Below are 12,300 nucleotides of genomic sequence, written 5' to 3' on the forward strand. Positions count from 1 at the left end.
TCCTAGGATGGAGGTCATGGTCGCCGACACCCGCACCCCGGTCAGCACCGCTCCGGGAGCCGGCGCGGGCGTACCCGACAAGCCCACGATCGACGGTCTGGAGGAGAAGTGGGCCGCCCGCTGGGCGGAGGCCGACACCTACGCCTTCGACCGCGCGGCGGCGCTGTCGGCCCCCCGGGAGCAGACGTACTCGATCGACACCCCGCCGCCGACGGCGAGCGGGTCGCTGCACGTCGGGCACGTGTTCAGCTACACGCACACCGACTTCGTGGCCCGCTACCAGCGGATGCGCGGCCGGCACGTCTACTACCCGATGGGCTGGGACGACAACGGCCTGCCCACCGAGCGCCGGGTGCAGAACTTCTACGGCGTCCGCTGCGACCCCTCGCTCCCCTACGACGCGTCGTTCGAGCCCCCGGCCAAGCCGGGCAAGGACCAGCTCCCGGTCAGCCGGCGCAACTTCGTCGAGCTGTGCATGCAGCTGACCGAGGAGGACGAGCGCGCCTTCGAGCAGCTGTGGCGCCGCGTCGGGCTGTCGGTGGACTGGTCGAACGTCTACCGCACGATCTCGGAGACCTCCCGCGCCACCGCGCAGCGGATGTTCCTGCGCAACCTGGCCCGCGGCGAGGCCTACGCCCAGGAGGCGCCGACCCTCTGGGACGTCACCTTCCGCACCGCCGTCGCCCAGGCCGAACTCGAGGACCGCGACCGCCCCGGCGCCTACCACCGGATCTCCTTCCACGGCCCGGCCGGCCCGGTCTTCATCGAGACCACCCGCCCCGAGCTGCTGCCGGCCTGCGTCGCGCTGGTCGCCCACCCCGACGACGAGCGGTACCGGGCGCTGTTCGGATCCACCGTGCGCACGCCGCTGTTCGACGTCGAGGTCCCCGTGGTCGCCCACCGCCTGGCCGAGCCGGACAAGGGCTCGGGCATCGCGATGATCTGCACCTTCGGCGACCTCAACGACGTCACCTGGTGGCGGGAGCTGCAGCTGCCCACCCGCGCGGTGATCGGCTGGGACGGCCGCTTCGTCGCCGATGCCCCCGAGGGGGTGCCCGCCGAGGTCTACGCGGAGCTGGCCGGCAAGACGTCCTACAGCGCCCAGCAGCGGATCGTGGAGCTGCTGCGGGAGTCCGGCGACCTGCACGGCGAGCCCACGGCGATCACCCACCCGGTCAAGTTCTACGAGAAGGGCGAGCGGCCGCTGGAGATCGTCACCACGCGGCAGTGGTACATCCGCAACGGCGGCCGCGACGCCGACCTGCGCGAGGCCCTCATCGCCCGCGGCCGGGAGATCCAGTGGGTGCCCGAGCACATGCGGTACCGCTACGAGAACTGGGTCGAGGGCCTCAACGGCGACTGGCTGATCAGCCGGCAGCGCTTCTTCGGCGTCCCGTTCCCGGTCTGGTACCGGCTCGACTCCTCCGGCGACCCCGTCTACGACGACCCGATCCTCGCCGCGGAGGAGTCGCTGCCGGTCGACCCGTCCTCCGACGTGCCGCCCGGCTTCGAGGAGTCCCAGCGCGGGGTGCCCGGCGGGTTCGCCGCCGACCCCGACGTCATGGACACCTGGGCGACGTCGTCGCTGTCGCCGCAGGTGGCCTCGGGCTGGGACACCGACCCGGAGCTGTTCGCGCACGTCTTCCCGATGGACCAGCGGCCGCAGGCGCACGACATCATCCGCACCTGGCTGTTCTCCACCGTCGTCCGGTCGCACTTCGAGTTCGGCACGGTGCCGTGGTCGCACGCGACGATCTCCGGGTTCGTCGTCGACCCCGACCGCAAGAAGATGTCGAAGTCCAAGGGCAACGTGGTCACCCCGATCGACGTGCTCGAGCGCTACGGCACCGACGCGGTGCGCTGGCGCGCCGCCGGTGCCCGGCCGGGGGCGGACTCGCCGTTCGACGAGGCGCAGATGAAGGTCGGCCGGCGGCTGGCCATGAAGATCCTCAACGTCGGCAAGTTCGTGCTCGGCCTCGGGGTCACCGCGGGGCTGACCGGCGAGCAGGTCACCGAGCCGATCGACCAGGGGCTGCTGCGCCGGCTCGCCGACGTCGTCGACGAGGCCACCGCGGCGATGGAGGCCTACAACTACACCCGCGCGCTCGAGGTCACCGAGACGTTCTTCTGGTCGTTCTGCGACGACTACGTGGAGCTGGTCAAGTCCCGCGCGTACGGCACCGGCGCGGCGGCGGAGTCGGCGCAGGCCGCGCTGGCGCTGGCGCTGTCGGTGCAGCTGCGGCTGTTCGCGCCCGTGCTGCCGTTCGTCACCGAGGAGGTCTGGTCCTGGTGGCAGGGCGGCTCGGTGCACCGCGCCGTGTGGCCGGCCGCCGCCGAGCTGCCCGCCGGAGGCGACCCGGAGGTGCTGCCGGCGGTGGCCGCCGCGCTGGCCGGGGTCCGCAAGGCCAAGTCCGACGCCAAGGTGTCGATGCGCGCCGACGTCGAATCCGCGACCGTCACCACGCCCGACGTCGCGCTGGTCGAGGCCGGCCGCGGTGACCTCGTCGCCGCCGGGCGGATCGCCGCGCTGACCGTCGTCGCCGGTGAGGGCCCGCTGTCGGTCGACGTCGTCCTGGCGCCGCCCGCGGAGGGCTGACCCTCGCGGCTCCCCGCCCCCCGAGGGGCCGGGGAGCCGCCGGTGCGGGATCGTTCGACGCAGACGTCGCGGTCCCGGGCGGGCCGCGCGCCGGGAGGGGGACGGGCCGTGCCACTGGTGACCGTGCTGGCGACCGGCGGCACGATCGCCACCCGCGCCGACGCCCGCGGGGTCGGCACCGCCCGGGACGGCGGCGCGGACCTGGTGGCCCGGCTCGACCTGCCGCCCGGCGTCGAGGTCCGCGTCGAGGACGTGCTGCGGGTCGGCAGCTACCTGATGACCCTGCAGCGGGTGCACACCCTCGCCGTCCGGGCCGCCGACGTGCTGCGCGACCCCGGCGTCGGCGGGCTCGTGGTCACCCACGGCACCGACACCATCGAGGAGACCGCCTACCTCCTCGACCTCTTCCACGCCGACCCCCGCCCGGTCGTGGTGACCGGGGCGCAGCGCCCCGCCGACGCACCCGACAGCGACGGGCCGCGCAACCTCACGGAGGCGGTCACCGTCGCGGCGAGCGACGCCGCCCGCGACCTCGGCGTGCTCGTCACCTTCGGCGGGCGGGTCTTCGCCGCCCGCGGGGTCCGCAAGGGCCACACGCTGGCCGCCGACACCTTCACCGCGCCCGACACCGGCCCGGTCGGGTGGGTCACCGCGGGCCGGGTCGGGATCGAGAGCCGGCCCGTCCGCGGCCCGGCCCTCGACCTCGCCGCCTTCGACCCGGCCGGCGTGCGGGTCGACGTCCTCGCCTGCCACCCCGACGCCGACGCCGTCGCGCTGCGGGCCTTCGCCGACGCGGGCGCCCGCGGGATCGTGCTGGAGGCCACCGGCGCCGGCAACGCCAACCCGGCGGTCGTCGCGGCGGTCGAGGAGCTGGTCGCCGCCGGGGTCGTCGTCGTGACCTCCACCCGGGTGGGGGCCGGGCGGGTCGCCGCGCTGTACGGCAACGGCGGCGGCGCGGACCTGTTGGCCGCCGGTGCCGTCCCCAGCGGGCTGCTGCGCCCGTCGCAGGCCCGCGTCCTGCTCGCCGCCCTGCTGGGCGTGCACCGCGACCCGGGCACCGTCCGGGCCGGGTTCGCCGCCCGGGTCACCGGCTGACGCCCGTCGGCCGGGTCCTCGAGGAAGGGGAAGTGCCATGGCCAAGGAGATCCTCTGCGCCTTCGGGATCGACGTCGACGCGGTGGCCGGGTGGCTGGGGTCCTACGGCGGCGAGGACTCACCCGACGACATCTCGCGCGGCATGTTCGCCGGTGAGGTCGGCACCCCGCGGCTGCTCGACCTCTTCGCCCGCCGGGACATGACGACGACGTGGTTCTGGCCCGGGCACTCGATCGAGACCTTCCCCGACCAGTTCCGCCGGTGCGTCGACGCCGGCCACGAGATCGGCGTGCACGGCTACAGCCACGAGAACCCGATCGCGATGAGCCGCGAGCAGGAGGCGGCGGTGCTCGACCGCTCGATCGAGCTCATCACGCGGGTCACCGACCGCCGCCCGACCGGCTACGTGGCGCCGTGGTGGGAGTTCTCCCCCGTCACCAACGAGCTGCTGCTCGAGCGCGGCATCACGTACGACCACTCGCTCATGCACGACGACTTCACGCCCTACCGGGTCCGCGTCGGGGACAGCTGGACCAAGATCGACTACTCCCAGCCGGCCGACACCTGGATGAAGCCGCTGGTGCGCGGCGAGGAGACCGACCTGATCGAGATCCCCGCGAACTGGTATCTCGACGACCTCCCGCCGATGATGTTCATCAAGGCCAGCCCCAACAGCCACGGTTTCGTCAGCCCGCGCCACCTGGGCGAGTCCTGGCAGGACCAGTTCGACTGGGTGTACCGCGAGATGGACTACGCGGTGGTCACCTTCACGGTCCACCCCGACGTCTCCGGCCGGCCGCAGGTGCTGCTCATGCTCGAGCGGCTCATCGAGCACGTGAACGGTCACGAGGGCGTGCGCTGGACGACCTTCGACCAGATCGCCGACGACTACGCCGCGCGCTTCCCCCGGCAGGGCTGAGCGCCCGCGTGTGCGGGGCGTGCGGCACCCGGTCCGGTGTCGACTGGGCGGCGCCCTTCCTGGGTGCTGCGCCCGCCCGGTCGGCCGCCGCGCGGGTGGTGCGCTCGGCGACCGGCCGGCCCGCCGACGTCCGGCCCGTGGCGGGGGGCTGGCTGGTGCGCCGGCCCACCGGCGCGTCGGCAGTGGCTCACACGCTGACGGCGCTGGTCGGCTCCCTCGGGCCGCCGGCCGACGCCGACGTCGAGCTGCCGGTGGCCCCGGGGACGCACCTGCCGGCACCGGACCGACGCCGTCCCGTGGTCCTGGTGCACGGGCCCGCCCCCGGGGCGGTCGACGCCGGGGCCCCGGACTGGGTCGAGCGGCTGATGACCGGCCCGTCCGGCATGGTGGCCGCCCCCGGGGACCCGCGGCCGGTGCTCGCCGCGCTCCTCGGTGACCCGCTGCGCCGGCACGTCCGGGTCGAGGGGCTCGACGCCGCGACGCTGCCCGGCTGGGGTCCGGTCACCGGCCGGCTGCCCGCGGTCCCGGCCGCCGTGCTGCCCGGGCAGGTCCCGTCGCTGGTGGCGCTGCTCGCGCTGCGGCTGTCGGGCCGCCCACCGGGCGAGCGCACCCGCACCCGGGTCGGCGCCGGGCGGGCGACGGTGGTCCTCGACGCGCTCGGGCCCACGGTGCTGGGGGCGTGGACGGACGTGGGGTGAAGCCCGTCCTCAGGCGGCGTCGTCCTGGGCCCAGTCCGGTGCCGGGCCCATGCCCAGCCGCCAGCGGGCCGCCTCCTCCGACGGGCTGCGGTCACCCAGCGCCAGCCGCAGGGCGCTCAGCTGCGCCCGGGCCACCGCGACCGGCGCCGCTCCGCCCCGGCCGCGACCGGGGACGCCGGCGCACCCGGCGAGCGTGGGCGAGACCAGCTGGGCGGCCGCGCCGGACAGGCCGCGGTAGAAGACCCGCTCCGGCGCGCTGAGCCCGGGCGGGGCGGCGAGGAAGGCGCGCAGCGAGTCGGGGACGGGGGCCAGCTGGGGCCGGTAGGCGGCCAGCGCGTCGGCGAGCTCGGCGGCGCTGCGCGGCAGGTCGGTGGCGCCGAGCTGCTCGGCGCTGCGCGCCCAGTCGGCGACGTAGGCGTCGGGCCAGGACCGGCCGAAGCGGGCGGTGAGGTCGCGGCCGACGGCCTGCTGGGCGGCGAGGAAGGCGTCGGTGAAGGCCAGGTGCACCCAGCGCAGCAGCTGCGGGTCGGAGGCGGAGTAGGGGCGGCCGCGCACCCGGCCGCGGACGCTGCCGTGCATGCCGCGCACCCGGGCGGCCTCGCGCTCGGCGAGCTCCGCGGAGCCGAAGGTGGTCACCACCAGCCAGCGGGCGGTGCCGGCGAGGCGCTTCCACGGGTCCTCGCGGTAGGCCGAGTGCTGCTGCACGCCGGCGAGCGCGAGCGGGTGCGCGGCCTGCCCGAGCAGGGCCGCGACCCCGCCGACGAGGGTCGAGAGGTCGCCGTGCACCCGCCAGACGACGCCGTCGGGCTCGAACCACCCCGGCCCGGTCCCCACGCGGGCGATGCCGCGGACCCAGTCGGGAGCGCCGGTCGGGTCACCGGAGACGCGGGAGCGGAACGCCGCGCGCGCCGCGTCGGGGAGGGCGGTGAGGACGCGCACGCCGTCGAGGGTGCCACCCGACCGGATCGTGCGCCGCCTGACTGCGAGCGTGCGCGCCGGCGCCGGGTCCTGGGCCCTCACGGGCTGCGTCAGCGCACACGCTGGGGGTGCAATAGACGGCAGCGCGCCCGGTGCACCGCGCGGATCTCGGCGCGGCAGGCCTCCGGCTCGGCGGTCAGCCGCCGGAACCCGAACCGCAGCGTCTGCCAGCCCGCCGTCGCGACGAGCGCGTCACGCCGGATGTCGCGTTCGCGCTGGGGCCGGGAGCCGTGCCAGGCGGCGCCGTCCATCTCGACGGCCAGCAGCGCCTCCTCGCAGGCGGCGTCGAGGAGGAAGACCTCCCCCGCGACCTCCAGGCGGCGCTGCAGCGTGAACGCCGGCATGCCGGGCCCGCGGAGCACGGCCAGGCACCCCCAGATCTCCAGCTCGCTGCGGCACCCCTCGGCCAGCAGCCGGGTGAGCTCGACCGGGTCCGCCCGTCCTGGCAGGCAGGGCCGGCGCCGGAGCTCCCGGGCCAGGTCCGCCGGCCGGCACAGCCGGCGACGGACGGCGTCGATGGCGGCGGCACGGAGCTGGTTCCTGGTCAACCCGCCGGGACGGCCCCAGGCGTCGACCACCGCCCGCTCGGGACACGACACCGGCAGCCCGTCGACCCGGCGCACGCTGTGGTCGAGGTCCCGGGTCCGGTGCAGGACCACGCCCGGGGTCCCCCGGCCGCTGCGCGTGAGGCCCACGGTCAGCTGGACGGGACCGCCGGGCGGGGCCAGGTCCCAGAGCGCCAGGGCGGAGCCGTGGCTGACGACCCCGGCACACGACCGCGCCGCCGCCTCGATCCGCAACCGCCAGTTCCCGGCAGCACCGGGCAGCGCGTAGACGCCGGGCTGCAGCCGTCGCAGCCGCCCGTCGGCCACCCAGCGGGCCAGCGTGCTGCGGTCCACCCGGGCGGCGAGCGACTCCCAGGTCGCCCACCCGTCCGGGCCGACGACGGTGGCCGGGTCGTGTGCCATGCGGCGAGGCTCACCGGGACCGCAGCCGGACGGGCGCGGGTGGCACGAGCTGTGGACGGCCGGCCGACCCGTGGACGACGGCGTGCGTGTGCGCCCACGCCGCGTTCCGGGTCGTCAAACCCGGCGCCGGCGCACACGCTGGGCCGGTCCACCCACGCAGAAGAGCCCGCCCCCGGAGGTCGGGGACGGGCTCGTCAGCGTTCGGTCAGCGCCTCAGGCGCTCTTCTCGCGGCGCTCGCGGGTGGGCTTGCGCGGCACGATGGTCGGGTTGACGTGCTCCAGCACGACCTCCTTGGAGATGACCACGGAGGCGACGTCGTCGCGGCTGGGCACCTCGTACATCACCGACTGCAGCACCTCCTCCATGATCGCGCGGAGCCCACGGGCGCCGGTGCCGCGGAGGATGGCCTGGTCGGCGATGGCCTCGAGGGCGTCGTCGGTGAAGTCCAGCTCCACCCCGTCGAGCTCGAACAGCCGCCGGTACTGGCGCACCAGCGCGTTCTTCGGCTCGGTGAGGATCTGGATCAGCGCGTCCCGGTCGAGGGCCTGCACGCTGGTGATCACCGGGAGCCGGCCGATGAACTCGGGGATCATGCCGAACTTCAGCAGGTCCTCGGGCATGACCTCGGCGAAGGCGCTGGAGGCCTCGATCTCCTTCTTGCCGCGGATCTCCGCGCCGAAGCCGATCCCCTGCTTGCCGACCCGCTGCTCGATGACCTTCTCGAGGCCCGCGAAGGCACCGCCCACGATGAACAGCACGTTCGTCGTGTCGATCTGGATGAACTCCTGGTGCGGGTGCTTGCGGCCGCCCTGCGGCGGCACCGACGCCGTCGTCCCCTCGAGGATCTTCAGCAGCGCCTGCTGCACGCCCTCGCCGGAGACGTCGCGGGTGATCGACGGGTTCTCGCTCTTGCGGGCGATCTTGTCGACCTCGTCGATGTAGATGATCCCGGTCTCGGCGCGCTTGACGTCGTAGTCGGCGGCCTGGATCAGCTTGAGCAGGATGTTCTCGACGTCCTCGCCGACGTAGCCGGCCTCGGTCAGCGCCGTGGCGTCGGCGATCGCGAAGGGCACGTTGAGCATCCGGGCCAGCGTCTGGGCCAGGTGCGTCTTGCCGCAGCCGGTGGGGCCCATCAGCAGGATGTTGGACTTGGCCAGCTCGACGGAGTCGTCGCGGCTGGAGCGCTCACCGCCGGCCTGCACCCGCTTGTAGTGGTTGTAGACGGCGACGGCGAGGGTGCGCTTGGCCTTCTCCTGGCCGATGACGTACTGCTCGAGGAAGTCGTGGATCTCGCGGGGCTTCGGCAGCTCGTCGAACTTCAGGTCCGACGACTCCGAGAGCTCCTCCTCGATGATCTCGTTGCAGAGGTCGATGCACTCGTCGCAGATGTAGACGCCGGGGCCCGCGATGAGCTTCTTGACCTGCTTCTGGCTCTTCCCGCAGAACGAGCACTTGAGCAGGTCACCGCTCTCACCGATTCGTGCCACCTGCTGACCTCCACCTCGGGGGGGAGCAGACCCTGGGGAAGCGGGCCTGCGGATGTCGTGTCACTGCTGTGCCCGTGCTCGGTCCCGCTGGTGGCGGGTGCCGCGAGGACGGTCCTCCCGGCGCTGCTGGCCGGGGATCGGGCGCTCGCCGACCGTACCCGTCGCTCCCGACGCCGCGGGGCTCCGACGCCCCGGTGCGCCGGGGGCGCTCGACTCGCTCGTCACTCCCGGCACTGCCCCCCGAACGGTACGGGGTACGACCGCGACACGCGCGGGTTTCCCGTCCCGTCCGGGGGACGACGCGGTCACGCCGGGAGCGCGTTGAGCTTCCGGCTCTGGATGACCTGGTCGACGATGCCGTACTCCTTGGCCTCCTCGGCCGTGAGGATCTTGTCGCGGTCGATGTCGGAGCGGACCTGCTCCGGCGTCCGGCCGGTGTGCCGCGCGAGGATCTGCTCCATCTGCGTGCGCACCCGCTCGATCTCCGCGGCGTGGATCTCCAGGTCCGACACCTGACCGCCGGCCTCGCCGGAGGGCTGGTGGATCAGCACCCGGGAGTACGGCAGCGCTAGGCGCTTGCCCGGGGTGCCGGCCGCGAGCAGGACGGCGGCGGCCGAGGCGGCCTGGCCCATGCACACGGTCTGGATGTCGGGCCGGACGAACATCATCGTGTCGTAGATGGCCATCAGCGAGGTGAAGGAGCCACCGGGCGAGTTGATGTAGATCGTGATGTCGCGATCGGGGTCGGCCGACTCGAGCGTGATGAGCTGGGCCATCACGTCGTTGGCCGACGCGTCGTCGATCTGCACCCCGAGGAAGATGATGCGCTCCTCGAAGAGCTTGTTGTACGGGTTGGACTCCTTCATGCCGTAGCTGGTGCGCTCCACGAAGGAGGGCAGCACGTAACGGCTGGAGGGCATCTCGAAGCTCATGGCAGTTCTCCTCTCAACCGTCAGTTGTCGGTGACCGGGTTGGTGCTGTCGGTCATGGCGGCACGGCTGACGACGTGGTCGACGAAGCCGTACTCCAGGGCCTCCTGGGCGGTGAACCAGCGGTCGCGGTCGGAGTCCTTCTCGATCTGCTCGATGCTCTGACCGGTGTGGAAGGACTGCAGCTCGTTGAGCTCGCGCTTCGTGCGCCGGAACAGGTCGGCCTGGATGGCGATGTCGGCCGCGGTGCCGCCGACGCCGGCCGAGGGCTGGTGCATCATGATCCGCGCGTGGGGCAGCGCGTAGCGCTTGCCCTTGGTGCCGGCGGTGAGCAGGAACTGGCCCATGGAGGCGGCCAGGCCCATCCCGTAGGTGGCCACGTCGCAGTCGATGAACTGCATCGTGTCGTAGATGGCCATGCCGGCGCTCACCGAGCCACCGGGCGAGTTGATGTACAGGTGGATGTCCTGCTTGGGGTCCTCGGCCGACAGCAGCAGCATCTGGGCGGCCAGCTGGTTGGCGATGACGTCGTCGACCTGGGTGCCCAGGAAGATGATGCGCTCGCGCAGCAGGCGCTCGTAGACCGAGTCGTTGAGGTTCATCCCACCGGCGCCACCCCGCAGGAGCGGGGAGTACGCCGGGTTCGGGTCGGTGCTCACGGGTGTGGTGACCTCCGTTGGCGTGGGTCGAGTCGGTCTCTCGGTGGGCGGGAGCGGGGCCGGCGGCCCCTGCGGGCCGTACCCCCGGCGTCGTCCCCGAGTCACGTCGACCCTAACGCGGACCCCCGGGCCCGCAGTCCCGGCGCGGGGCCCTGTTCGCCGTCGGCGCAGCGCCGGCGGCGGTGACGACGGACGCCGCCCTCCCCCGCGCACACGGGGCAGGACGGCGTCCTCAGCAAGCATCAGGGGTGGCCCCGTCCCGAGGCTCGCCCCGAGCTTGCTCGGGATGAGGAGGACGGGGTCCTTGCTCAGCCCTTGGCGACGTCCCCGCTGTCCTCGGTGGCACCCTCGGCGGCCTCGACGGCCACCGCGGTGGCGACCTCGGCGTCGGGCGCGTCCTCGTCGGCCACAGCGGTGTCCACAGCGGTGTCCTCGGCGGTGTCCTCCGACTCCTCGGCGGCGGTGTCCCCGGCCCGGACGGTCTGCGGGCGCAGCGCGTCGAGGTCGACGACGTTGCCCGACGCGTCGGTGATCGTCGTCTGCTCGAGCAGCTGGGCCAGCGTCTTGGTGCGGCGGACGTCGGCGACGAACTCGGCGATGTTGCCGCCCTGCTGCAGCTGCTGGGCGTACTGCTCCGGCGTCGTCCGGTTGCGCTGGGCCTGGGCGACGATCTGCGCCGACAGGTCGTCGTTGTCGACGGTGATCTCGCGGGCGTCGGCGATCGCGTCGAGGACGAACTGGGTGCGGATCGCCTCCTCGATGTTCTTGCGCTGCTCGGCGTCGTAGGACTCGCGGTCCTCGACACCCGACATCGACAGGAAGGTGTCCCAGTCCATGCCGGCGCGCTGCAGCTCGCCGGCGAGGGCGTTGTTGCGGAACTCCAGCTCGCGGTCGGCCAGGCCCTCGGGGAGTGGCACCTCGGTGGTGGCGAGCAGGTGCTCGACCAGCTTGTCGCGGGCCTGCGCGCCCTGCTGCATGGTCTTGGCGCGGCCCAGCCGGGTGCGGACGTCGTCGCGCAGCTCGGCGAGGGTGTCGAACTCGCTGGCGGTGGAGGCGAACTCGTCGTCGAGCTCGGGGAGCTCCTTGGCCTTGACCGAGCGGACGGTGACCGTGACGTCGGCCTGCTGCCCGGCGTAGGGGCCCTGGTGCAGGTCGGTCAGGAAGGTGGCCGACCCGTCGGCCGACAGTCCGCGGACGGCGTCGTCGAGGCCGGGCATGAGCGAGCCGGAGCCGACCTCGTAGGACATGCCGCTGGTCGTGCCGTCCTCGAGCACCTCGCCGTCGACGCGCGCCTCGAGGTCGATGGACACGTGGTCGCCGTCCTCGGCGGGGCGCTCGACGGCGGTGAGCATGGCGAAGCGCTCGCGCATGACCGAGACCTGCTGGTCGATCTCCTCGTCGGTGACCTCGACGTCGTCGACGGTGACCGCGAGGTCCTCCAGCGGCGGGAGCTCGATCTTGGGGGCGACGTCGACCTCGGCGGTGAAGGCGAGGGTGTCGCGGTCGTCGAGGCGGGTGACCTCGATGTCGGGCTGGCCGATCACGCGGACCTGGTTCTCGCGGACGACCTCGGAGTAGACCTCGGGGATGGCGTGCTGGACGACCTGCTCGAGGACGGCGGGGCGGCCGACCCGCTGGTCGAGGACGCGCTCGGGCACCTTGCCGGGGCGGAACCCGGGGACCCGGACCTGCCGCTTGAGCTCCTTGTAGACCTCGCCGAAGGCGTGGTCCAGGTCTCCCCACGGCACCTCGACCGCCATCCGGACCCGCGTGGGGCCCAGTTCCTCGATGGTGCTCTTCACAGCGGCAGTGCTCCTCGGTACGACGGAAGGGCGACGCCGGGACCGGCGCCGGGTCGGCTCCCGAGTCTAGAGAGACGCCGGGAGCGGGGTCGGGGTGGCGGGATTCGAACCCACGGCCCCCCGCTCCCAAAGCGGGTGCGCTACCAAGCTGCGCCACACCCCGTGGCG

At 73.7% G+C, this 12,300-nt stretch carries 10 protein-coding genes and 1 tRNA gene; 4 read left to right on the forward strand and 7 right to left on the reverse strand.

Annotation, left to right across the window (positions count from 1 at the left end; translation table 11 throughout):
* The first annotated feature begins 16 nt into the window (after nt 1–16).
* From valS to ACI8AD_RS13985, 4 genes are all read left to right on the forward strand, one after another.
* Nucleotides 17–2,596 carry a valine--tRNA ligase gene (gene valS / locus ACI8AD_RS13970; protein ID WP_456871134.1) on the forward strand — a complete coding sequence of 860 codons (2,580 nt, stop codon included), beginning with the start codon at nt 17–19 and terminating at the stop codon, nt 2,594–2,596.
* A gap of 108 nt (nt 2,597–2,704) precedes the next feature.
* Nucleotides 2,705–3,691: an asparaginase gene (locus ACI8AD_RS13975; RefSeq protein WP_456871135.1), complete on the forward strand. Its 987-nt coding sequence runs from the start codon at nt 2,705–2,707 to the stop codon at nt 3,689–3,691.
* A gap of 37 nt (nt 3,692–3,728) precedes the next feature.
* Nucleotides 3,729–4,610: a polysaccharide deacetylase family protein gene (locus ACI8AD_RS13980; protein WP_456871136.1), complete on the forward strand. Its 882-nt coding sequence runs from the start codon at nt 3,729–3,731 to the stop codon at nt 4,608–4,610.
* 8 nt (nt 4,611–4,618) lie between these two features.
* Complete coding sequence (locus ACI8AD_RS13985) at nt 4,619–5,308, forward strand: hypothetical protein (RefSeq protein ID WP_456871137.1); 690 nt, start codon at nt 4,619–4,621, stop codon at nt 5,306–5,308.
* A gap of 9 nt (nt 5,309–5,317) precedes the next feature.
* Here the strand turns inward: ACI8AD_RS13985 and ACI8AD_RS13990 are convergent, their stop codons facing one another.
* From ACI8AD_RS13990 to ACI8AD_RS14020, 7 genes are all read right to left on the reverse strand, one after another.
* On the reverse strand, nt 5,318–6,247 hold the full coding sequence (locus ACI8AD_RS13990) for an oxygenase MpaB family protein (protein WP_456871138.1): 930 nt from the start codon (nt 6,245–6,247) through the stop codon (nt 5,318–5,320).
* 89 nt (nt 6,248–6,336) lie between these two features.
* Nucleotides 6,337–7,254 (reverse strand): DUF559 domain-containing protein, encoded by a 918-nt coding sequence (locus ACI8AD_RS13995; protein ID WP_456871139.1) that lies wholly within the window; start codon nt 7,252–7,254, stop codon nt 6,337–6,339.
* A 213-nt stretch (nt 7,255–7,467) separates the two neighbouring features.
* A complete protein-coding gene (clpX, locus tag ACI8AD_RS14000; protein WP_089404995.1) occupies nt 7,468–8,742 on the reverse strand; it encodes an ATP-dependent Clp protease ATP-binding subunit ClpX in 1,275 nt (424 codons plus the stop codon).
* A 305-nt stretch (nt 8,743–9,047) separates the two neighbouring features.
* Nucleotides 9,048–9,674 (reverse strand): ATP-dependent Clp protease proteolytic subunit, encoded by a 627-nt coding sequence (locus ACI8AD_RS14005; protein WP_089404996.1) that lies wholly within the window; start codon nt 9,672–9,674, stop codon nt 9,048–9,050.
* A 20-nt stretch (nt 9,675–9,694) separates the two neighbouring features.
* Nucleotides 9,695–10,330 carry an ATP-dependent Clp protease proteolytic subunit gene (locus ACI8AD_RS14010; protein WP_425432458.1) on the reverse strand — a complete coding sequence of 212 codons (636 nt, stop codon included), beginning with the start codon at nt 10,328–10,330 and terminating at the stop codon, nt 9,695–9,697.
* Between the two features lie 308 nt (nt 10,331–10,638).
* On the reverse strand, nt 10,639–12,132 hold the full coding sequence (gene tig / locus ACI8AD_RS14015; protein ID WP_456871140.1) for a trigger factor: 1,494 nt from the start codon (nt 12,130–12,132) through the stop codon (nt 10,639–10,641).
* Between the two features lie 89 nt (nt 12,133–12,221).
* A tRNA-Pro gene (locus ACI8AD_RS14020) sits at nt 12,222–12,295 on the reverse strand.
* Between the last annotated feature and the right edge of the window lie 5 nt (nt 12,296–12,300).

This window comes from Geodermatophilus sp. SYSU D00766, from assembly GCF_054049915.1.

Coding starts and splice junctions, on each gene's coding strand:
- ACI8AD_RS14005 (WP_089404996.1), bottom strand. CDS start 9,674: ATGAGCTTCGAGATGCCCTCCAGCCGTTACGTGCTGCCCTCCTTCGTG.
- ACI8AD_RS13980 (WP_456871136.1), top strand. CDS start 3,729: ATGGCCAAGGAGATCCTCTGCGCCTTCGGGATCGACGTCGACGCGGTG.
- ACI8AD_RS13995 (WP_456871139.1), bottom strand. CDS start 7,254: ATGGCACACGACCCGGCCACCGTCGTCGGCCCGGACGGGTGGGCGACC.
- valS (WP_456871134.1), top strand. CDS start 17: ATGGTCGCCGACACCCGCACCCCGGTCAGCACCGCTCCGGGAGCCGGC.